The following is a 21,210-nucleotide window of genomic DNA, read 5'->3' as shown; positions in this document are numbered from 1 at the left end:
TGCACTCCCCCGACGACCCCGCTGCGGCCCGGTCGTCGGGGGAGTTCGCGCGTCGGGGGCGGCGTACGAGCGGCGACCGGGCGGCGTACGCCCTCCACCTTGTCGGGCGATCGGTGACCTCCTCGGCTGAACGTTCGGCCGAGAAGGTGACGTTTCCCCGGTAAACCGGGGAAACGTCACCCCCGCTGCACCACCGGAGCGAACCGCACCGCACCACCGGGGGTGGGCTCGGAGCGGGCCAGGCGGCCCTGGAGGGCCAGCAGCTCGAGGTGGGCCAGGGTCTCGAAGGCGGCCAGGGCGGCGTCGAAGGGGCCGAGGGCGTCGCGGTGGTGCTCGCGGCGGGTCCAGGGCAGCAGGCCCGCGACCTCCCAGGAGGTGCGCGCGCCGGCGTCGACGGCGTCCTGCGAGGCCCCGAGGCGTACGGCGTGGTGCTCGACCAGCTCGTCGATCCGGGCGTGCGAGGACTCGGTCACCGGGCCGTGGGCGGGCAGCAGCCGCAGGTCGGGCAGCGCCCGCACCTTGGCCAGCGAGGACAGGTAGTCGCGCAGCGGGTGACGCACCCAGGCCGGCTCGAAGCCGATCGAGGGCGTGATCGTCGAGAGCACGTGGTCGCCGGCGAGGAGCAGACCCGCGTCGAGGTCGGCGAAGACCACGTGGCCCTGGGTGTGGCCCGGGGTGGAGACCGCACGGAGACGGCGCGCGCCGAGGTCGACGTCGGTGTCGCGCTCGAGCCAGGTGTCGGGCGCGGCGTAGTCCTCGAGCGCCTCGGGGCGACGCGGCATCGCGGCGAGCCACTGCTCGGCGAGGTGACCGGCGCCGGCGGCGCGCAGCCGGGCGACGTTGGGCTCGGTGCGACCGGCGTCCCACAGGGCCCCGGAGTGCATCATCTCCAGGGTCGGGCGCTCACCGGCCCCCAGCGCGATCGGCGCCCCGAGCTCGCGGCCCAGCGCGACGGCCTGGGTGTAGTGGTCGCGGTGCATGTGGGTGACCAGGAAGCGGCGGATGTCGCGGACCCCGAAGCCCAGCTCGCGCAGCCCCGAGACCAGTGCCTGGCGCGACTCCGGGATGGCCCAGCCGCCGTCGACCAGCACCAGCCCTTCGTCGGTCTCCAGGACGTAGACGTTGACCGCCCGCAGCCCGTCCATGGGCAGGGGCAGCGGGATCCGGTGGACGCCGGGCGCGACGGTCTGCGCCCCGGGCTCGGCCCACGCGCCGCGGCCCGTCGAGACGTGCTCCGCGGCTCGGCCCCGGTCGGCGGTGGTCAAGCGTGGCGCGCGAGCGCGACGTCGACCGCGAGCGGCACGTGGAGCAGGAAGGTCGCACCGCGGCCGGGCTCGGACTCCACGACGACGCTGCCGCCGTGGCTCTCCGCGATCTGCCGCGTGATGAAGAGGCCGAGGCCCTGGCCGGGCTGGTTCCCGGTGCCGGGCTCGCGGTGGTAGACCTCGAAGATCCGGTCGAGGCCCTCCTCGCTGATCCCGGGGCCCGAGTCCTGCACCGCGATGGTGGCCCGGTTCAGGCCACGGTCGAGGGCGACCGAGACCGACGAGCCGAGCGGGGAGAACTTGATCGCGTTGCCCAGCAGGTTGCTCAGGGCCCGCTCGAGCTTGATCGGGTCGCCGTCGACCCAGCACCCGGAGCGGCCCCGGCGCTCGGGCTCGTCGACCATGAGCACCAGCTCCATGTCCTTCGACGCCGCCAGCACCCGGGTGCGCTCGACGACGGAGGTCACCAGCGCGACGAGGTCGATGCGCTTGAGGTCGACGCGGCTGTAGTCGTCGAGCTCGTAGCCCTGGCTCAGGTCGGCGATCAGCGCCGTCATGGTCTGGGCCGAGCGGTGCAGCTGCTCGATGCGGGCACGGACCATCGGCTCGAGACCGGTGAAGTCCAGCAGCAGCTCGCTCAGGCCGGTGATGACCTGAGCGGGGTTGGCGAGGTCGTGGACGGTCATGGCACTGAGCCGGCGTTGGGCCGCCAGCTCACTGTTCACCCGCCCGAGCTCCTGGAGGAGCAGCTCGTGACCTGCCTCGTCAGCCGGCACCGATCTTGTCCTCCGTCCAGCCTCGGCACAGCTCGAGCGCCCCCTGGGCGTCGGGCGCCCAGGCGTCGGCACCGACGCGGGAGGCGATCTCGGGGTTGATCGTGAAGGGGCGCCCGCCCACCAGGACGCGTACGCCGGCGCAGCGGGGGTCGGCGCGCACGGCGGCGATGAGCTCGCGCACGCCGCGGATGTGGCTGGCCATGGTCGCGGAGACGGCGAGCACGTCGGCCCGGTGCTGGGCGACCCGCTCGACGATGTCGAGGGTGGGCACGTCGGCACCGAGGTAGGAGGTGCGCCACCCGGCCTGCTCGAGCAGGTCGGAGATCATCCGGATGCCGACCTCGTGGGCCTCCGAGCCGACCGTGGTCAGCACGGCACTGCGACCGAGCAGGGTGCGGTTGAGCAGGAGCCGGGGGTAGAGCAGCGAGAGCGCGAGCTGGGTGATCGCCGTCGTGTAGTGCTCGTGGGCGATGCTGATCTGCCCCTTCTCCCACAGTCGCCCGAGCTCGTGCTGGGCGGGCTGGAGGATCGTGAGCATGATGTCGGCGACGTCGAGGTCGGCCATCATCGCCTCGCGGACGACCCGGATGGCGTCGTCGCGACGACCGGCCAGGGCGGCGGTGAGGTAGTCGCGGGCCGCGCCCGCCTCGAGCTCCACCACGTTGTCGAGCATCGAGCCGCTGGCACCGAGGACCGACGCGGCGTGCTGGTACTCCTGCACCTGCGCACGACCGGCCTCGTCCAGGTGGGGCGCGAGCGCCTCCCGCGTGGCCGCGTCGACCTGGTCGGGGCCGAAGGGGGCACCGGCACCCCGCAGACGCACGACCTGCCACCGGCGCTGGTCGGCCAGCAGCTCGGGAGCGTCCATGGAGATGGCGCTGTCGAGCGCCTCGAGGTTGAGGCGCACGACCTCGATGACGGAGGCGGAGACGAGCCCGAGATCGGCCGCTATGTCCTCGGCGAGCACCCGCGGCTCCACGGGGACACCCGAGAGAGCGGTGGCATCCCAGGAGACAGTCATGGGTCCACACTAGGTGCTTGAGCGTTGATAGACACGTGGTCGTCCAGATTCGTGCAGGTCAGCGCCCTTCACCCCAGCGACAGGGAGAGCGAGGCGGGTGCACCGCCGCCCCCGGAGGCCACCCGGGAGACGCAGGCGCAGACCGCCGTCCCCGCCTGCTGCTGCTCGCGGCTGAGGAAGACGTCGCGGTGGTCGAGCTCGCCGTCGGTCCCCACCACGCGCAGGCGGCACAGCCCGCACTCCCCCTTGAGGCAGTCGTACATCACCGGCGCACCGGCACCGACCAGCGCCTCGAGCATCGACTGCTCCGGGGCCACGGGCACCTCCAGGCCCAGGTCGGGGACGCGCACCACGAACGTCTCGGGCTCGAACCAGCCGCTGTTGCCGAAGGTCTCGAAGCGCAGGTTGGCGGCCGGGAGGTCGTGGCGCTCCCAGGCGCGGCGCACGGCGTCCATCAGCCGGATCGGGCCGCACACGTAGAGCTCGGTCGCGGCGACGGCCGCGTCGGCCGCCACCCCGGCGACCAGGGCCTCGACGTCCAGCCCGCTGCCCTCGTCCTCGACGTGGACGACGAGGTCCTCGCCGTGCCGGTCCGTGAGCCGGTCGACGTACGCGAGGTCGTCGCGGGTGCGGGCCAGCAGGTGCAGCTCGTGCTCGCGCCCGGTCGCCGCCAGCACCCGGGCCGTCTCGACCAGCGCGGTGACGCCGATGCCGCCGGCGACCAGGACGTAGCGTGCCGCCCCCAGGCGCAGCGGGAAGTTCTGCAGCGGCTGGCTGCACTCCAGGGTCTCCCCCACCCCCACCCCGTGGAGGTACGCCGACCCGCCGCGCGACTCGCGCACCCGCAGCACGGTGATGCTCAGCCGCCCGTCCTCGGAGTCCACCACCGAGTAGGACCGGGTGAGCAGGCGGCCGGGGTCGTGGGCCGAGGGCACCCGGAGGTCGACGTGCTCGCCGGCGACCGCGCGCCGCAGCCCGGGCCGCTCCAGGGTGATCCGTCGCGCGCGGGGGGTGACGTCCTCGACCGCGACCACCCGGGCCGGCGCCCAGCGGGTCTCGCTCACGCCCGCCCCTCCACCGGCACGGGCCGGGCGTCCCGCGACCCCGCCGCGGCGGCGCCGGCGCGGCCCTCGGCCTCGAGCATCCGGTCCAGGATCCGGCGGACCCACATGCCGCCGGCGTCGACGGAGAGGCTGTAGAACTCGTGGCCGGGGTTGGCCTCGATCGCGCGCTGCTGGGCGGCGAGCATGACCTCGTCCTCCCCGAACACCCCGTGCACGCCCTGGCGCAGCTGGGTGGTGATCAGCTGGCTCTCGAGGCGGTAGTTGCGCATGAACGCCCAGAAGTAGTGGCAGCTGCGCTCGTCGAGCGGGGTGATCGTGTTCATCACGTAGCCGTTGACGCCCTGGGACCGGTCGCCCTCGTGCGCCCCCGTGCCGGCCTTGGCCACCCCGACGTCGATGCAGATCGTCGACGGCGCGTAGTAGTGGATGACCTGCCAGCGGTCGACCGGGCCGGCGTACTCCGGGAAGACGTCGGCGAGGTTCTTGCGCCAGAACGGCGGCGGCTCGACGTCGAACATCCACCGCTCGACGGTGACGCTGCCGTCCTCCTCCAGCCGGGTGCTGAACTCCGAGCCGCTGAGCTCGGCCTGGCCCAGGCTGGCGCCGTGCACGAACTCCTCGTGGGTGAGGTCCATCAGGTTGTCCAGGACGAGCTGGTAGTTGCAGGGCGCCTCGATGGTCTCGCCGTCGCCGGCCCAGCCGGGGTCGTCCATCTGGTGCATGTCGGGGATCAGGTCGGGGTCGGCCAGGGTGACGTCGCCGGGCCACACCCAGACGTAGCGGTGCCGCTGGACGGCCGGGTAGGAGTCGACCATCGCGCTCGGGTTCACCGTCTCCTGGGCGGGCATCCTCGTGCAGCGCCCGGCGGAGTTGTACTGCAGCCCGTGGTAGGGGCACTGGATCCCGTCGGAGCCGACCAGGGTGCCCATCGACAGCGGCGCGAGGCGGTGCCAGCAGGCGTCGGCCAGCGCCACCGGGCGACCGTCGGCGGTCCGGTAGAGCGCCATCGGCCGGTCGGCGACCGTGCGGGCCAGGGGTGCCTTCGTGGTGACCTCGTGGTCCCAGGCGGCGGCGTACCAGGCGTTGAGCGGGTGGGGGAAGATCTTGGCGCTCACGCTGCCGGGAGGGGTCAGGCCGGCGGGGTGCGGGGTGGTCGTCATCGCGGTGCTCCTGGGGTGCGGGGAGCACCCACCCTGGACGTCCACCTGTGACGCCGACCACGGCCCTTCCGGTGGACGGAAGACTTCGTCGGTGCTTGGGTGGGCCGGTGACCACCCGGCCCGGTCCGAGCGTCAGCAGCCGCCTGCTCGGACTGCTCGACCACTTCAGCGCCGAGCACCCGCGGCTCACGCTGTCCGAGCTCAGCCGCGCCGCCGGGATGCCGCTGAGCACCACGCACCGGCTGGTGGCCGAGCTGGAGGACTGGGGCGCCCTCGAGCGCGGCGGCGACGGGCGCTGGCGGGTGGGGCTCAAGCTGTGGCAGGTCGGCTCGCTCGCCCCGCGCGGGCTGCCGCTGCGCGAGGCGGCGCTGCCGTTCCTGGAGGACCTCTACGAGGCCACCCACGAGAACGTGCAGCTCTCCGTGCTCGACGACGACCAGGTCGTCTACGTCGAGCGCCTGGCCGGGCGCGACGCGGTGCGGACCCTGGTCCGGGTCGGCGGCCGGTTCGCGCTGCACGCCACGGCCGGCGGTCTGGTGCTGCTCGCGCACGCCCCGCGGGAGGTGCAGGAGCGGGTGCTGGGCGAGCCGCTCGCGGCGTACACCCCCTGGACGGTGACGGCGCCGGGCGAGGTGCGGCGGACCCTGGCCGGAGTACGGCGGGACGGGTGGTGCTCCAGCGACCGGCAGGTCACCGAGGACGCCATGTCGGTCGCGGCGCCGATCCGCGACGCCCGCGACCAGGTGGTCGCCGCCCTGTCGGTGGTCGTCGCCCACGACCCGGGCCGCCGCAGCGAGCTGGTCGCCCTGGTGCGGGCCGGTGCCCGCGGGATCTCGCGGGTGCTGGGGTCACCCAGCGCCCGTCGCACCCCGGACGTCGCCCGCCTGGCCGACCGACCCGACCGGGGCCCCGCCTGAGGGTGCCGACGCAGCCGGGTCGGCCGCCACCAGGACCCCCTCGAGATCGATGCCCCGACGCAGCAGCTTGCGGGTGTAGACGGTGTCGTGGGACAGCAGGTGGCTCACCCCGGTGGCCAGCACGATGGCGAGCATCATCGGCAGGATGATCGTGTACTCGCCGGTCAGCTCGAACAGGATGACCACCGCGGTGATCGGGGCCCGGGCCGACCCCGCGAAGACCGCCCCCATCCCGACCAGGGCGTAGGTGCCGGGCGAGCCCCCGGCGCCGGGTGCCAGCTGGTGCACCACGGCGCCGAAGGCCGCCCCGAGCATCGCCCCCACGAACAGGCTGGGGGCGAACACGCCACCGGACCCTCCGATCCCGATGGTGAGGCTGCAGGCGAGCACCTTGCCCACCAGCAGCGCGAGCAGGAACGCCACGGCGTACCTCCCGGCGACGGCGTCGCCCAGGACGGGGTAGCCGACGCCGTACATCTGGGGCAGCGCGAGCAGGAGCAGGCCGAGCACGAGCCCGCCGACCGCCGGGCGCAGCCACTCCGGGCCGCGCCACACCCGGTCGCACAGGTCCTCCACGGCGTAGAGCACCCGGGAGAACCCGACGCCGACGACCCCGGCGAGGACCCCGAGGAGGGCGACGAGGGGGTACTGCACGAGGTGGGTGACGTGCAGCGCGGGCAGCCGCAGGAAGGGCGAGTCCCCGAGGACCGCGCGGCCCACCACGCTCGAGGTCACCGACGCGACCACCACCATCCCGAACGACTCGGCGGTCCAGGCGCCCAGGATCAGCTCCATCGCGAAGAAGACCCCGGCCAGCGGCGCGTTGAAGGTCGCCGCGATGCCGCCGGCCGCGCCGCACGCGACCAGGAGCCGGACCCGGCTCTCGTCCAGGCGCAGGACCTGGGCCAGCGAGGACCCCAGCGCCGAGCCGATCTGCACGATCGGACCCTCGCGCCCGACCGACCCGCCGCCCCCGATGCACAGCGCGCTGGCGAGCGACTTGACCAGGGCCACCTGGGGCCGGATGCGACCGCCGTGGCGCGCCACCGCGAGCATCACCTCGGGGACCCCGTGACCGCGGGCCTCGGGGGCGAAGCGGTGGACCAGCGGGCCGTAGAGGAGACCCGCGACGGCCGGCGCGAGCACCACGAAGAACGGCCCCAGCCAGGGCACCAGGGGGTTGGCCGCGTGCCCGGCGGCCGCGTAGTCCGCGTGCCCGCTGAAGAGCCGGGTCAGCCCCACGATCATCTCGCGGAAGACCACCGCCCCCAGCCCGGCGCCCAGGCCCACCGCCAGGGCCAGCCCGAGGAGCGCGAGCTGTCCGGGGCCGACCCGGCGCACGTGAGCAGCTCGGGACGGGACTGACGGGGCGACGGACATCATTCTTGCATTGTGCAATGATTGCAGGGACGAAGACAAATGGAGGTGACGCTGGGATGATGGCGAGGATGAACGGCTCACCGCACGACCCCGAGGACCAGACCCGCGCGGACCAGACCGTCGGGGACCACGCGCATGGGTGACGCCCCGGACCCTCACGACCAGGTCGTCAACGCCGTGCTCCGCGCCTCGAGGGCCCTGGTGGCGGTGTCGTCGCGGTCGCTGGCCGAGGTCGAGGAGACGCTGACCATGACCCAGTTCCGGACGCTGGTGGTGCTGACCGAGGACGGCCCGGTGAGCCTGCACCACCTGGCGACCCGGCTGGGGGTCGCCTCCTCCACCGCCCTGCGCACCGTGGACCGCCTGCTCGCGGCCGACCTGGTGACCCGGACCGAGAACGCCGAGGACCGTCGCCAGGTGGTGATCGCCCCGAGCGAGGAGGGCCACCACGTCGTCGCCGAGGTGACCGCACGCCGACGCGGGGAGATCGCCCGGGCGGTCGAGCGGATGACCTCCCCCGCGGCCGAGCTCGTGCGCGCCTTCGACACCTTCGCCGACGCGGTCGACCAGGCGCCCGAGCAGCTGCCCACCAGCCTCGGTTGGTGAGCCCCGGCCGCGCCGGCACCGTGAGAGCGTGGTCCCCATGGCGGGCGAGGGGGCGAGGCGGGGGCGGCCCGGCTACGACCAGGAGACCGTGCTGCGCCTGGCGGTCGAGCTGTTCAACCGGCAGGGCTACGACGCCACCTCGATGGGCGACCTGGCCCGCCACCTGGGGCTGAGCAAGTCCGCGATCTACCACCACGTCCCGAGCAAGGAGCACCTGCTCTCCACCGCGCTCGACGAGGCCCTGGTCGCGCTGGGCCGGGCCGTCGACCGGGCCGTCGACCCGGCCGCGGAGGACCGGGCGGTCGTGCGGCTCCGCACCCTGGTCCTCGCGTCGGTGCGGATCCTGGTCGACCACCTGCCGGCGGTCACGCTGCTGCTGCGGGTGCGCGGGAACAGCGAGGTCGAGCTGGACGCCGTACGCCGACGGCGCGAGCTCGACGACCGGGTCGCCGGCCTCGTGCGCCGGTCGGTGGCCGAGGGCGACGTCCGCGACGACCTCGACCCCGTGGTGATCAGCCGGCTGCTCTTCGGGATGGTCAACTCCCTGGTCGAGTGGGTCGACCCCCACGGCTCCCTGGACGCCGACGACCTCGCCACCACCGTCGCCGACCTCGCCTTCGCCGGCCTGCTGCGCCGCTGACACCTCCCGCGAGGAGGCCCACCTGGCGCCCGAGGGGGCTCGTCCGGCGGCCGAGGAGGCCCACCTGGCGCGCGAGGGGACTCGTCGGGCGGGCGTCAGGCGTCGAAGTCGACCGTGACCTGCTCGCTGACCGGGAAGGACTGGCAGGTCAGGACGAAGCCGCGCTCGACCTCGTCGTCGCCCAGCGCGTAGTTGCGGCGCATGTCGACCTCACCGTCGGTGACCCGCGCCCGGCAGGTGCCGCAGACCCCGCCCTTGCAGGCGAAGGGCAGGTCGCCGCGGGTGGCGGCGGCGCCGTCGAGCACGGTGACGTCGCGGGCGATCGGCGCGACCGTGGAGAGACCGTCGAGGACGATCGTCACCTCGCAGCGGTCGCCCCCCACCTCCTCCGTCGTACGCCGAGGGGCCGGCGGGGGCTCGTCGACGAAGAACAGCTCGGCGTGGACCCGGTCCGGGGCGACCCCCAGCTCGGTGAGCACGTCGCGGGCGTCGCCGACCATCCCGAACGGGCCGCACAGCCAGACGTGGTCGACGTCGTCGACCGGCACCAGCACGGTCAGCAGGCGCCGCAGCCGCTCGGCGTCGAGCCGGCCGGAGAACAGCTCGACGTCGCGGGGCTCGCGCGACAGCACGTGCACGAGCTCGAGCCGGGCGCCGTGACGGTTCTTCAGGTCGGCCAGCTCCTCGGCGAACATCACCGACCCGGTCGTGCGGTTGCCGTAGAGCAGCGTCACCCGCGCACCGGGGTGGGCCAGCACGGTGGCCGCGATCGAGAGCATGGGGGTGATGCCGGAGCCGGCGGCGATGCACAGGTGCCGACCGCCCGCGGCCGGGTCGGCCCGGAAGCTGCCCGAGGGGGCCTGCACCTCGACCACGTCACCCACCGCCAGCTCGTGCACCAGCCAGTGGGAGAACAGCCCGTCGGGGATCTCGCGCACGCCGATGCGGGGGGCCGCGCCGGCCGGGGCGCAGATCGAGTAGGACCGCCGGTGCTCCTGGCCGTCGACCACCCGCCGCAGGGTGAGCGACTGGCCGGCGGCGAAGTCGAAGGTGTCGCGCAGGTCGTCGGGGACCGCGAACGTCACCGCGGCCGCGTCGTCGGTGAGCGGCTCGACGGCGGCCACCCGCAGCTCGTGGAAGGTCGTGCGCGCCCGTGCCGGCGTGAGGGTCATCCTCAGATCTCCTTGACGTGCTCGAAGGGCTCGCGGCAGTCGGCACAGCGGTAGACCGCCTTGCAGGACGTCGCCCCGAACTCCGAGGTCAGCTCCGTGCGCGGGGAGCCGCAGCGCGGGCAGGCGAGGTCGCGTCGCACGGGCAGCAGGGTCAGCGGGACGGGGCCGTCGTGGCGCGGTGCGGGACCCGGGGCGGAGATCCCGGCCGCGGCCAGCGCCGTGCGGCCCCGCTCGCTGATCCAGTCGCTCGTCCACGCCGGGTGCAGGCTGACCCGCACCTCGACGTGGGGGTACCCGTGGTCGCGCAGCACGTGCACGAGGTCGTCGCGCATGGTCGCCATCGCCGGGCAGCCGGAGTACGTCGGGGTGATGGTCACGACCACCCGCCCGTCGTCGTCCACGACGACCTCGCGCAGCACCCCCAGGTCGGCCAGGGTCAGCATCGGCATCTCCGGGTCGCGCACCGAGCCGGCGAGGTCGGCGGCGCGGGCCGGTCCCGAGCCCGTCGAAGAGCCCCCGGCCCGCTCCCGGAACCGCGTCGAGCCGGCGTGGTGGCGCCCCGGGCCGCTCACCACAGCCCCCGCGGGTGCGCCCGCGCGACGACCTGCATCTCGGCCAGCAACCGGCCCATCGCCTCGGTGTGCCGACCGTCGCGACCGGCACCGCCGGACACCAGGCCCGCCGGGGGCAGGTCGGGACGCGGCACCCCGGCCGCGGCGAGCACCTGGTCGAGCACGGCGTCCACCTCCTCGACCAGCTCGGCCGGGTCCACCCCGACCCCCTGCTCGGCCGCGGCCCGCTCGACCGGGTGGGTGGTCAGCAGCTCCTCGCGCCAGGGCCACACCAGGGCCAGCCCGGCCAGCAGCCGCTGCCGGGACTCGGGCGTGCCCCGGCCCAGGATCACGCACCAGCGACCGGCGTGGTCGCGGTGGTAGGTGAGCTCCTTGACGGCCTTGGCCGCGATCGCCGCCAGCACCTGGTCACGGCTGCCGGTCAGCCGCTGCACCAGCGCGAGCCGGACCGTGCTGGCGACCAGCAGGCGGACCACGGTGACCGCGAAGTCGCCGTTCTCCTGCTCCACCAGCCGCACGTTGCGGAAGGCCGCCTCGTCGCGGAAGAAGGCCAGCGCGTCCTCGGGCGGCACCGGCGATCCCTCGGGGAGGACGGGCACCAGCCCGGGGTCGGCCGCGGCGGCACGCGCGAGCAGCAGCCGCGCCTGGCCGAGCAGGTCGAGCGCGACGTTGGCCAGCGCGATGTCCTCCTCGAGGTCCGGCGCGCGGCTCGCCCACTGCGAGAGGCGGTGGGAGTGGACCAGGGCGTCGTCGCCCAGCATCAGGGAGTACGCCGCCAGCACGCCGGCGTCGACGCCCTCGGGCAGGGTCGTGTCGACGCCGGCCAGGGGGTCCTCGAAGGAGGTCCCGAAGGCCCACTGCGACTCGTCGCCGGGGGCGCCGCTGCCCTCGTGGGCCAGCAGGCCGTCGTACACGCTCTCGTGGTCGCTCACCGGCTCAGCCCTCACATGTGGGGGACGTCGTCGGGGACGTCGTAGAAGGTGGGGTGGCGGTAGACCTTGTCGCCCGACGGCGCGAACAGCGGGTCCCGCTCGTCGGGGCTGGAGGCGACCACCAGGTCCGCGCGCACGGCCCAGATGCTGACCCCCTCGTTGCGTCGGGTGTAGACGTCACGGGCGTTGCGCAGCGCCATCTCGTCGTCGGCCGCGTGCAGCGACCCGACGTGCACGTGGTTGAGCCCGCGCTTGCCGCGCACGAAGATCTCGTAGAGCGGCCACTCCCCGCGCGGGCTCTCCCCCAGCCCGGTCGGGACGCCCTCCAGGGGGACGGCGCCGTGCCCGCCGTCGGCCGCGAAGTCGCTGCCCTCGCTCATGCGGACGCTCCGCGGGCGGCGTACGCCGTGGCGGCGTCGCGCACCCAGGCGCCGTCCTCGTGGGCCTGCCTGCGGTGCGCGACCCGCTGGGTGTTGCACGGCCCGGAGCCCTTCACCACGGCGGTGAACTCGTCCCAGTCGGGCTGACCGAAGTCGTGGTGGCCGCGCTCGGCGTTCCACACCAGGTCGGGGTCGGGCAGCGTGACGCCGAGCCGCTCGGCCTGGGGGACGCTCATGTCGACGAACTTCTGCCGCAGCTCGTCGTTGGTGTCGCGCTTGATCCCCCACGCCATCGACTGGGCGGTGTTGGGCGAGTCGTCGTCGGGCGGGCCGAACATCATCAGCGCGGGCCACCAGAACCGGTCCACCGACTCCTGCACCATCGCGCGCTGCTCCGGCGTGCCGCGCATCATCGTCATCAGGAGCTCGAAGCCCTGGCGCTGGTGGAAGGACTCCTCCTTGCAGATCCGGATCATCGCGCGGCCGTAGGGCCCGTACGACGTCCGGCACAGCGGCACCTGGTTGGCGATCGCGGCGCCGTCGACCAGCCAGCCGATCGTGCCGACGTCGGCGTACGACAGGGTCGGGTAGTTGAAGATCGAGGAGTACTTCTGCTTCCCCGAGATCAGCTTCTCGGTCAGCTCCTGCCGCGAGACGCCGAGGGTCTCGCACGCGGAGTAGAGGTAGAGCCCGTGGCCGGCCTCGTCCTGCACCTTGGCCAGCAGGATCGCCTTGCGGCGCAGGGACGGCGCCCGGGTGATCCAGTTGCCCTCCGGCTGCATCCCGATGATCTCGGAGTGGGCGTGCTGGGCGATCTGGCGCACGAGCGTGGCGCGGTACTTCTCCGGCATCCAGTCGCGCGGCTCGATCCGGTCGTGCCGGGCGATGATCCGGTCGAAGGCGTCCTGCAGGTCGTCCTCGCCCCCGGGGGACGTGGCCGGCGACGGGGGTGCGGTGACGCTCACGGGGCCTCCAGCTATTTCCTGACCGATCGGTCGGTAAAGTCTACGCGCGGTCGCCGGCGGTGTCCACGGGCCGGGCCGGGATCAGCAGGGGCCGCCGGCGCACGGGGGGCGGGAGACCCAGGTCACCGCCACCCCCCGGGTTGCGTGCCGGGCCGGCGGGCACTGTCCCGCCACGCGGGCCGGGCCGACCGGTCCACGCCGGACCGTGCCCGACCACGCCCGCCACCCAGGAGACCCGCATGTTCTTCTTCTTCAGCAACCGTCTCGGCTGCCTCGGCTCGATCCTGCTCTCGCTCGTCGTCACGGGCGTGCTGCTGCTCCTGCTCAACCGCTGAGGTCGCAGGCGCGTCGGGTCGCTCAGGCGGGTCGCCCCGGGTCGTCCAGGACGTCGCGCCAGGAGTGCTCGGGCTCGTAGCCGAGCAGCTCACGCGCCTTGTCGATGGCGTAGAAGGTCTCGTCGCGCCCCATCTCGCGACGCACCTCGACGCCCTCGTAGAACCGCTCGCGGACCTCCTTGGTGGTGGCGGCCACCGACATGTCGGCGTTGGCGACGTTGAAGACCTCGTAGCCCAGGCCGTCGGTCTCCAGGCACCGCTGCACCAGCTGCCCCAGGTCGCGCGTGTCGATGTAGGCGAAGACGTTGCGTCGGCGCAGCGAGGGGTCGGTGAGGAACGGCGGGAACATCTCGGCGTACTCGTGGGGCTCGATCACGTTGTTGATCCGCAGGCCGTAGACGTCGGCGCCGGTGCGGCGCTGGAACGAGCGCGCGGTCACCTCGCCGGCCACCTTGGACATCGCGTAGGCGTCCTCGGGCACCGTCGGGTGCTCCTCGTCGACCGGCACGTAGACGGGCTTGCGCTCGCCCTGGGCGAAGCAGATGCCGTAGGTCGTCTCCGAGGAGGCGAACACGATCTTGCGGATGCCCAGCCGGGTGGCGGCCTCGAGCACGTGGAAGGTCGAGAGCACGTTGGTGGCGTACGTCGTGGCGTCGTCGGTCAGCAGGATCCGGGGCACGGCGGCGAAGTGCACCACCGCGTCGTACGCCGGCGCCCGGTCGAGCTCCAGCTCGTCCATCGTGGCCAGCCCGGCCATCGCGGAGAACACCTGCCCGCCGTCGGTCAGGTCGACCTTGAGGTCGGCGACGTCGTCGTGGCCGAGCGGGACGAGGTCGGCGTTGGTGACCTGGTGGCCGAGGGAGGCGAGGAAGGGGGCGACGTGGTGACCGGCCTTGCCGCTGCCGCCGGTGAAGAAGATGCGCATGGGCCCTTCGTACCCCGTGGCACCCACACGTCCCTCAGCGGGCGTGCGGACGGGCCGGGCTGACCGCACCCAGCGCGCGCCGCCCCAGGCCCCAGACCACCAGCGCCACCCCGAGCACGGCGACGCCGCCGACCATCACCGCCCACCAGCCGCCGACGTGCCACAGCACGCCGGCCAGGGCCGAGCCGATGGCGCCGCCGATGAAGTTGCTGGTCACGAAGGCGGTGTTCATCCGGCTGCGGGCCTCGGGGTCGACGCCGAGCAGACGGGTCTGGTTCAGGATCATCGCGCCCTGCACGGCGACGTCGAAGAGCACGATCGCGACCAGCAGGACGACCAGGTGGCGCTGCCCCGCGCCGGCCAGCAGCAGGGCCGCGATCCCCAGCACGAGCAGCGAGCCCGTGGCCGGCACCGAGAGCCCGCGGTCGTGCAGCCTGCCGGCTCCCCGCGCAGCCAGCGCCCCGGCCAGGCCCGCGAGGCCGACCAGCCCGATCTGGGTCAGCGAGTAGTCGTACGGCGGCCCGGTGAGCAGGAAGGTCATCGCGGTCCACAGCATGGAGAACGTGCCGAACCCGCAGGCGCCGAGGACCAGGGTGACCGGGACGGCGCGGGCCGTGCGAACCACGGCCAGGGTGGAGAGCAGCAGCCGGCCGTACGGCACGTGGTCGCGCGGCGGGAGGGTCGGCAGCACGCGGTGGAGCACCAGGGCCAGTCCCCAGGCGACCGCGCCGGCGATCACGTAGATCGCCCGCCAGCCGAGCAGGTCGGCGACCACCCCGCTGATCGTGCGCGAGAGCAGGATCCCGATCAGCACGCCGGAGGCGATCGTGCCGACGACCTGGCCGCGCTGCTCGGGATCGGCCAGGTCACCGGCCAGCGGGATCAGCAGCTGCGCCCCGACCGAGGTCAGACCGACCAGGGTGAGCGCCGCCAGCGCGAGTCCCCAGCCGGGTGCCGCCGCGGCCGCGAGCAGCGCCACCCCCGAGGCGACCAGCACGCCCGGGACCAGGCGGCGACGGTCCACGACGTCCCCCAGCGGCACGACGAGGAAGATGCCGACGGCGTACCCGACCTGGGTGACGGTGACCAGCAGCCCGGCCACCCCCTGCGCCACCCCGAAGGACCGGGCGATCTCGTCCAGCAGCGGCTGGGCCCAGTAGAGGTTGCCCACCGCCGCCCCGCCGGCCACGGCGAACAGCAGGGTCAGGGCACGGGTCATCCGCGGGGCAGGCACACGCTCGATCGTCCTCCCCGGCGCGAGGCGGCCCTCCGCCGGGGCGGGCGCTCAGTCCCGGCCCTCGTCGAGCCCGATGTCGAGCGCGGGTGCGGAGTGGGTCAGGCCGCCCACGGCGAGCAGGTCGACCCCGGTCTCGGCGACGGCCCGGGCGACCTCGAGGGTGAGGCCGCCGCTGGCCTCGAGCAGCGTGCCGGGGGCGCGCAGCCGCGTGCGCCGCACGGCCTCGCGCAGGTCCTCGAGCGAGAAGTTGTCGAGCAGCACCTGGGGCGCGTCGTGGTCGAGCGCCTCGTCGAGCTGGTCGAGGTCGTCGACCTCCACCTGCACCGGGACCTCACGGGCCACGGGCAGCGCGAGGACGGCGTCCAGGGCCGGCCCGACGCCTCCGGCCGCGGCGACGTGGTTGTCCTTGATGAGCACCCCGTCGTGGAGTCCGGAGCGGTGGTTCACGCCGCCGCCGCAGCGGACGGCGTACTTCTCCAGCGCGCGCAGCAGCGGCATCGTCTTGCGGGTGTCGCGCACCCGCGCACCCGTCCCCTCGACCGCCGCGACCCAGGCGGCGGTGGCGGTGGCCACGCCGCACAGGTGGCTGAGCAGGTTCAGCGACGTGCGCTCCAGCAGGAGCACCCCGCGCGCGGGCGCCCCCAACGAGGCCAGCACGTCGCCGGGCCCGACGCGGGCGCCGTCCTCGACGTGCGCGGCGAACCTCGCCTCCGGCCCCAGGGTGTCGGCCACCATCGCGGCCAGCACCGGCAGTCCCGCGACGGTCCCGGGCTGGCGGGCGACGTAGCGCACGTCGAGCCAGGCCTCCGCCGGAACCGTCGCGTCCGAGGTCAGGTCACCGCGCTCGCCGAGGTCCTCGGCCAGCGTCGCCCGCACCAGGCCCAGGACGGCGTCGGGGTCGAGCCCGGCGGCGGTCAGCCGGGACGCGACGTCCGCGGACCCGCTCGTCGCGGCGATCACGCGACCCTCCCGACGGCCGGGTCGGTCGAGGTGTCGGCCCGGGGTGCGCCGTCTTCGTCGAGCCGCACGGTCACGTGGTGGCGCCAGCGCTCCGAGGTGGTGGGGTGGTCGGCGCGGAAGTGGGCGCCGCGGCTCTCCTCGCGCGCGGCCGCCGCGGCCACGACGGCCCCGGCCACCAGCCGCACGGGGTCGCCCGCGGACCCGTCCGCGAGCACCCGGGCGGCCTCGGCCAGCCCCTCCGCGGTGCGCACCACCCCGGCGTGGGCGCTCATCGCCTGCTGGATCCTCCGCACCGCCGGGACGGCGTCGACGGTTGGTGAGGCCGGGCCGGGCCCAGCCGCACGCGGGGAACGGTCGGGCTCGGGCGGGGCCGGGTGCGGGGTCGAGGGCGCGGAGGCCGCCGATCCGAGGACCGCTGCCGGCAGCTCCCCGACGGCCGCCTCGGGCAGCTCCAGGGCGAGCCGGGCGGCGAGCCGGCGCCCGACCACCAGCCCCTCGAGCAGGCTGTTCGAGGCCAGCCGGTTGGCGCCGTGGACGCCCGTCGCGGCGACCTCGCCGACGGCGTGCAGGCCGGGGACGTCGGTGGCGCCCCAGCGGTCGGTGGCCACGCCTCCGCACCAGAAGTGCTCGGCCGGCGAGACCGGCAGCAGGTCGGCGGCCGGGTCCAGCCCGACCCGCGCGCAGGACGCCGCGATGGTCGGGAACCGGCGGGTCACTTCGGCCACGCCCGTCGCGTCGAGCCAGACGTGGTCCTCGCCGGCGGCCGTCATCGCCTCGTGGACCGCGCGGGCCACCACGTCGCGGGGCGCCAGGTCGGCCAGCGGGTGCCGCCCGGCCATGAAGGGGCGGCCCTCGTGGTCGCGCAGGATCGCGCCCTCGCCGCGCAGCGCCTCCGAGACCAGCGGCACCTGACCGTGCCGGGCGCCGGTGTGCAGCGCGGTGGGGTGGAACTGCACGAACTCCGCGTCGCGCAGGGTCGCCCCGGCGAGCAGGGCCAGCGCCGCCCCCTCGCCGGTCACGCCGGACGGGTTCGTCGTCACGGCGTACGCCGACCCGATGCCGCCCGTGGCCAGCACGACCGCGCGGGCCCGCACGGCCACCGGCCCGCCGGGCCCCTCGAGCAGCGCGCCGGTCACCTGGGGACCCCGGCCCCCGACCCCGCGGGTCAGCCCGACCACGCGCGTGTCGCGCCGGTGGACCAGGCCCCGCTCCCGGGCCACGTCGGCCGCCGCGACCAGCGTGCGGAGCACCTCGGCACCGGTCGCGTCGCCACCGGCGTGCACGACGCGGTGGCGGTGGTGCCCGCCCTCCCGGGCGCGCTCCAGGCGCCCGTCGGGTCGCCGGTCGAAGCGGGCCCCCAGGCCGATCAGCTCCGCCAGCCGCTGCGGCCCCTCCTCGACCAGGCAGTCCAGGACCCGTGGGTCGCACATCCCGGCGCCGGCGAGCGCGGTGTCGCGGGCGTGCTCGACGGGATCGTCGCCCTCGGCGTACGCCGCGGCGACCCCGCCCTGGGCCCACCCTGTGCTCCCCTCGCCGGAGGAGACCAGGAGGACGCTGCGGCCCGCGGCGTGCAGGCCCAGCGCGGCGGACAGGCCGGCGACGCCGGCGCCGACGACCACGACGTCGACGGCCTCGGGCGCGCTCACTCCCCGCCCCCGGGCTGCCCGATCGCCAGCATCCGCTCGACGGCGCGGCGGGCGCGGGAGGCGACGTCGGCCTCGACGTGCACCTCGTCACCGCCCCCGCGCAGCGTCGCGAGCAGCAGCTCGGGCGTGGTCATCTTCATGTAGCGGCACGACGCCTGGTCGTTCATGGCCAGGAACGTCGTGGACGGGTTGGCCTGGCGGAGCTGGTGCAGCATCCCGACCTCGGTCGCGACCAGCGCGGTCGGCGCCGTCATCGTGCGGGCGGCCTCGAGCATCCCGCCGGTGGAGAGCACGTGGGTGCGCCCCGCCGGCAGGTCACCGGTGCCCGAGAGCCACAACGCCGAGGTCGCGCACCCGCACTCGGGGTGCACCAGGAGCTCGGCCTCGGGGTGGTCGGCGACCTGGCGGCGCACGTCGGCCGGGGTGATCCCGGCGTGCACGTGGCACTCCCCCAGCCACACCTTGAGGTTGTCGCGACCGGTCTGGCGACGCACGTGGGCGCCCAGGAACTGGTCGGGCAGGAACAGCACCGTGCGGTCGCGCGGGATGGACTCGACCACCTCGACGGCGTTGGAGGAGGTGCAGCAGTAGTCCACCTCGGCCTTCACCGCCGCGCTGGTGTTGACGTAGGCCACCACGACGGCGTCGGGGTGCTCGGCCCGCCACGCGCGCACCTGCTCGGCGGTGATCGAGTCGGCCAGGCTGCAGCCGGCCTCGGCGGTCGGGGCGAGCACGGTCTTGCTGGGCTTGAGGATCTTGGCGGTCTCGGCCATGAACCACACGCCGCAGAACACGATCGTGCTGGCGTCGGTCTCCGCGGCGATCCGCGACAGCGCCAGCGAGTCGCCGACGTGGTGGGCGACGTCCTGGATCTCGGGGCGCATGTAGTTGTGCGCCAGGACGACGGCGTCGCGCTCCCGGGCCAGTCGGCGCACCTCCTCCTGCCAGGGGTGCGGCCACCCGGTGCGGGGTTCGCCGGTCTCGACGGGCTGGGCGCTCATGGGTTCTCCCGGGGTTTTCGACTGTTAGGCAACAACCACGGCCGACGCTAGCATGACCGCCATGCCCACCCCCGGTCCCCACCACGAACCGGCGGGCGGGACGACCGGCGGGCCGACGGGTGCGTCGGGGTTCGCCGGCTTCGCCCACGAGGTGCTCGCCGTGGTCCTCTCCGTGCGCGAGGGCCGGCTCTCGGTGCTGCTGTGGCGGCGCGAGCAGGACCCGGACGCCGGTCGCTGGGCGCTGCCGGGGGGCGGCGTACGCCCGGACCAGCGGCTGCGCGAGGCGATCACGGCCCACCTCGCGGCCAAGGTCGACGTGCGCGAGATCTCCTGGCTCGAGCAGGTCGCGACCCACAGCCGGGTCGACCGCGACCCGCGCGAGCGCGTGCTGGCCACCGGCTACCTCGCCCTGGTGCCGGTCGACGCCACCCCGACCCTGCCGCCGGACACGGCGTGGTTCGACGTCGCCGACCTGCCCGCGACCGCCTTCGACCACCACCACTTCGTCGCGGCGGCCACCGACCGGCTGCGGGCCAAGCTGAGCTACACCAACATCGGCTTCGCGCTCGCACCCGACGAGTTCACGATGCCGGTGATGCGCGACATCGTCAGCGCGGCGCTCGGCCACGCCGTGACCACCACCAACCTGACCCGCGTGATGACCCGGCGGGCGATGGTCGAGCCGACGGGCGCGACCGCCGCGCCGGGGCCGAGCGGCGGGCGTCCGGCGCTGGTCTACCGGTTCCGCGAGCACACCCTCACGGTCACCGACCCGTACGCCGTCCTCAGGCCGCCGGACTGACGCCCGCAACCGCCTCGGCGGCCACCGGCTCCCGGACAGCCCGGGTCCGCATGCCCAGCGCGGCGACCGCGGCCAGCAGGAGCACGACCGCCGCCACCGTCCAGGTCCTGCGGAAGCCGTCGACGGCCGCGGCGCCGACGTCGTCACCGACCAGCGCGAACAGCACGCTGACCCCGACCACGAACCCGATCTGGCGGGCCATCGTGACCACGCCGCTGCCGGTGGCCGACATCGAGGCGGGCAGGTCGTGGGTGGAGCCGGCCATCAGGTTGGGCAGCGCCAGACCCACGCCGACACCCCCGACCAACCAGGCCGGCAGGTAGTCGGCGGCGTACGCCGGGGAGCCGCCCATCCGCAGCGCCGCCAGCCAGCAGCCGACCGCGCACACCACCGAGCCGAGCGCCACCAGCCGGCCCGGCGCGACACCCGGGGCGAACCGCTGGACCAGGGCGGCGGTGACCGGCACCATCACCGGGCCGACGGCGACGCCGAGCCCGGCGCGGAGCACGCCGTACCCCCACACCTGCTGCATCCACAGCACCCCGACCAGCAGGTTGGCCGCGAAGCTGACGTTGAACAGCAGCATCGCCAGCAGCGCCCAGCGGAAGCTCGGCACCCGCAGCAGCGCGGGGTCGATCACCGGCACCGGGTGCCGCGAGGACCGCAGCGCGAAGAGCGCGGCGAGGACCACGGCCAGCCCCAGCGCCCACCAGGTGCGGCCCGAGGTCCAGCCCCACGTGTGGCTCTTCACCAGGCCGAGCGCGAGCAGGCCGACGGCGCCCGCGATCAGACCGGCCCCCAGCAGGTCGGGGGTCGGCGCGTCGTGGTCGACCGGCTCGTCGCGCACCACGCGGACGGCGGCCACCAGGATCACGATGCCGACGGGCACGTTGACCAGGAAGACCCACCGCCAGGAGAGCTCGGTGAGCAGGCCGCCGACCGTGGGACCGATGGCGGCCGCGACGGCGCCGACGGCCGCCCAGATCCGTACGCCGACCAGCCGGCGCTCCGGCGGCAGCGCGGCGAGCAGGATGCCCAGGCTGGTGGGCGTCATCGCCGCGGCCCCGACCGCCTGGAGGCCGCGGAAGCCGACCAGCACCCACACGTCGCCGGCGGCCGCGCAGGCCGCGCTGGCCGCGGTGAACAGCGCCACCCCGAGCAGGAACAGCCGACGCCGCCCGTAGCGGTCGGCCAGCCGGCCGAAGGGCACGAGCAGCGCGGCGAAGACCACGGCGTACGCGTTCAGGACCCAGCTCAGGTCGCCGGCCGTCGGCCCGCCCGGTCGACCGACGCCGAGGTCGCGCCCGATCACGTCGAAGGCGACGTTGACGACGAAGAGGTCGAGGCTGGAGAGGAAGGCCGCCCCCACGGTGACGGCGAGCACGGCACGGGCGACTCGCTGGCTCTGCATCTGCATAGCCAGCAACCTAGAGGCTGGCTGTGGAAACCACAAG

The 21,210-nt window shown here is 74.6% G+C and carries 21 protein-coding genes; 4 read left to right on the top strand and 17 right to left on the bottom strand.

Going from position 1 to position 21,210, the window contains the following annotated elements:
* Positions 1 to 176: 176 nt before the first annotated feature.
* From ACYVDA_RS19360 to ACYVDA_RS19340, 5 genes are all read right to left on the bottom strand, one after another.
* The gene (locus tag ACYVDA_RS19360; protein ID WP_460820142.1) at positions 177 to 1,265 is read right to left on the bottom strand and encodes an MBL fold metallo-hydrolase; all 1,089 of its coding nucleotides are present in this window, start codon (positions 1,263 to 1,265) and stop codon (positions 177 to 179) included.
* Positions 1,262 to 2,041: a sensor histidine kinase gene (locus tag ACYVDA_RS19355; protein ID WP_460820141.1), complete on the bottom strand. Its 780-nt coding sequence runs from the start codon at positions 2,039 to 2,041 to the stop codon at positions 1,262 to 1,264. The genes ACYVDA_RS19360 and ACYVDA_RS19355 overlap by 4 nt, the downstream gene beginning before the upstream one ends.
* Entirely contained in the window at positions 2,031 to 3,062 is a 1,032-nt protein-coding gene (locus tag ACYVDA_RS19350) for a cobalamin B12-binding domain-containing protein (protein ID WP_460820140.1), read from the bottom strand. Before ACYVDA_RS19350 ends, ACYVDA_RS19355 begins: the two co-directional genes overlap by 11 nt.
* Before the next feature lie 68 nt (positions 3,063 to 3,130).
* Complete coding sequence (locus tag ACYVDA_RS19345) at positions 3,131 to 4,126, bottom strand: PDR/VanB family oxidoreductase (RefSeq protein WP_460820139.1); 996 nt, start codon at positions 4,124 to 4,126, stop codon at positions 3,131 to 3,133.
* Complete coding sequence (locus tag ACYVDA_RS19340; RefSeq protein ID WP_460820138.1) at positions 4,123 to 5,286, bottom strand: aromatic ring-hydroxylating dioxygenase subunit alpha; 1,164 nt, start codon at positions 5,284 to 5,286, stop codon at positions 4,123 to 4,125. The genes ACYVDA_RS19345 and ACYVDA_RS19340 overlap by 4 nt, the downstream gene beginning before the upstream one ends.
* Positions 5,287 to 5,393: 107 nt before the next feature.
* Here ACYVDA_RS19340 and ACYVDA_RS19335 point away from each other — a divergent pair, with 107 nt between their 5' ends.
* Complete coding sequence (locus tag ACYVDA_RS19335; protein WP_460820137.1) at positions 5,394 to 6,203, top strand: IclR family transcriptional regulator; 810 nt, start codon at positions 5,394 to 5,396, stop codon at positions 6,201 to 6,203.
* On the opposite strand, the gene ACYVDA_RS19330 is transcribed toward ACYVDA_RS19335, so the two are convergent.
* Positions 6,135 to 7,544, bottom strand: a complete 1,410-nt coding sequence (locus ACYVDA_RS19330) for a chloride channel protein (protein WP_460820136.1) — start codon at positions 7,542 to 7,544, stop codon at positions 6,135 to 6,137. The two genes, ACYVDA_RS19335 and ACYVDA_RS19330, sit on opposite strands and share 69 nt — an antisense overlap.
* Positions 7,545 to 7,718: 174 nt before the next feature.
* Between ACYVDA_RS19330 and ACYVDA_RS19325 the strand changes: the two genes are divergently transcribed.
* Positions 7,719 to 8,189, top strand: a complete 471-nt coding sequence (locus ACYVDA_RS19325) for a MarR family winged helix-turn-helix transcriptional regulator (RefSeq protein WP_460820135.1) — start codon at positions 7,719 to 7,721, stop codon at positions 8,187 to 8,189.
* A gap of 37 nt (positions 8,190 to 8,226) precedes the next feature.
* Positions 8,227 to 8,829 carry a TetR/AcrR family transcriptional regulator gene (locus ACYVDA_RS19320; RefSeq protein ID WP_460820152.1) on the top strand — a complete coding sequence of 201 codons (603 nt, stop codon included), beginning with the start codon at positions 8,227 to 8,229 and terminating at the stop codon, positions 8,827 to 8,829.
* Between the two features lie 95 nt (positions 8,830 to 8,924).
* Here the strand turns inward: ACYVDA_RS19320 and paaE are convergent, their stop codons facing one another.
* The 10 genes from paaE to nadA all read right to left on the bottom strand — a co-directional run bounded on the left by paaE (position 8,925) and on the right by nadA (position 18,954).
* A complete protein-coding gene (gene paaE / locus ACYVDA_RS19315; RefSeq protein WP_460820133.1) occupies positions 8,925 to 10,001 on the bottom strand; it encodes a 1,2-phenylacetyl-CoA epoxidase subunit PaaE in 1,077 nt (358 codons plus the stop codon).
* A gap of 2 nt (positions 10,002 to 10,003) precedes the next feature.
* On the bottom strand, positions 10,004 to 10,573 hold the full coding sequence (gene paaD, locus ACYVDA_RS19310; RefSeq protein ID WP_460820132.1) for a 1,2-phenylacetyl-CoA epoxidase subunit PaaD: 570 nt from the start codon (positions 10,571 to 10,573) through the stop codon (positions 10,004 to 10,006).
* Positions 10,570 to 11,505, bottom strand: coding sequence for a 1,2-phenylacetyl-CoA epoxidase subunit PaaC (gene paaC / locus ACYVDA_RS19305; protein ID WP_460820131.1), 936 nt, complete (start codon positions 11,503 to 11,505; stop codon positions 10,570 to 10,572). The genes paaD and paaC overlap by 4 nt, the downstream gene beginning before the upstream one ends.
* Before the next feature lie 11 nt (positions 11,506 to 11,516).
* Positions 11,517 to 11,885, bottom strand: coding sequence for a 1,2-phenylacetyl-CoA epoxidase subunit PaaB (gene paaB, locus ACYVDA_RS19300; protein ID WP_460820130.1), 369 nt, complete (start codon positions 11,883 to 11,885; stop codon positions 11,517 to 11,519).
* The gene (gene paaA / locus ACYVDA_RS19295; protein ID WP_460820129.1) at positions 11,882 to 12,850 is read right to left on the bottom strand and encodes a 1,2-phenylacetyl-CoA epoxidase subunit PaaA; all 969 of its coding nucleotides are present in this window, start codon (positions 12,848 to 12,850) and stop codon (positions 11,882 to 11,884) included. Before paaA ends, paaB begins: the two co-directional genes overlap by 4 nt.
* A gap of 357 nt (positions 12,851 to 13,207) precedes the next feature.
* Positions 13,208 to 14,110: an NAD-dependent epimerase/dehydratase family protein gene (locus ACYVDA_RS19290; protein WP_460820128.1), complete on the bottom strand. Its 903-nt coding sequence runs from the start codon at positions 14,108 to 14,110 to the stop codon at positions 13,208 to 13,210.
* 34 nt (positions 14,111 to 14,144) lie between these two features.
* Positions 14,145 to 15,344, bottom strand: a complete 1,200-nt coding sequence (locus tag ACYVDA_RS19285; RefSeq protein WP_460820127.1) for an MFS transporter — start codon at positions 15,342 to 15,344, stop codon at positions 14,145 to 14,147.
* Between the two features lie 51 nt (positions 15,345 to 15,395).
* Positions 15,396 to 16,307, bottom strand: a complete 912-nt coding sequence (gene nadC / locus ACYVDA_RS19280; RefSeq protein WP_460820126.1) for a carboxylating nicotinate-nucleotide diphosphorylase — start codon at positions 16,305 to 16,307, stop codon at positions 15,396 to 15,398.
* Positions 16,304 to 17,953 (bottom strand): L-aspartate oxidase, encoded by a 1,650-nt coding sequence (locus ACYVDA_RS19275; protein WP_460820125.1) that lies wholly within the window; start codon positions 17,951 to 17,953, stop codon positions 16,304 to 16,306. Before ACYVDA_RS19275 ends, nadC begins: the two co-directional genes overlap by 4 nt.
* Complete coding sequence (gene nadA, locus ACYVDA_RS19270) at positions 17,950 to 18,954, bottom strand: quinolinate synthase NadA (protein WP_460820124.1); 1,005 nt, start codon at positions 18,952 to 18,954, stop codon at positions 17,950 to 17,952. The genes ACYVDA_RS19275 and nadA overlap by 4 nt, the downstream gene beginning before the upstream one ends.
* A gap of 61 nt (positions 18,955 to 19,015) precedes the next feature.
* On the opposite strand from nadA, the gene ACYVDA_RS19265 reads away from it, so the two are divergent.
* Complete coding sequence (locus ACYVDA_RS19265) at positions 19,016 to 19,756, top strand: NUDIX hydrolase (RefSeq protein ID WP_460820123.1); 741 nt, start codon at positions 19,016 to 19,018, stop codon at positions 19,754 to 19,756.
* Here the strand turns inward: ACYVDA_RS19265 and ACYVDA_RS19260 are convergent.
* Positions 19,740 to 21,173, bottom strand: a complete 1,434-nt coding sequence (locus ACYVDA_RS19260) for an MFS transporter (protein ID WP_460820122.1) — start codon at positions 21,171 to 21,173, stop codon at positions 19,740 to 19,742. The two genes, ACYVDA_RS19265 and ACYVDA_RS19260, sit on opposite strands and share 17 nt — an antisense overlap.
* Positions 21,174 to 21,210 lie beyond the last annotated feature (37 nt).

Source organism: Nocardioides korecus (assembly GCF_054778395.1).
The sequence above is the reverse complement of the archived record's forward strand: the minus strand, read 5'-3'. Positions and strand labels throughout refer to the sequence as shown.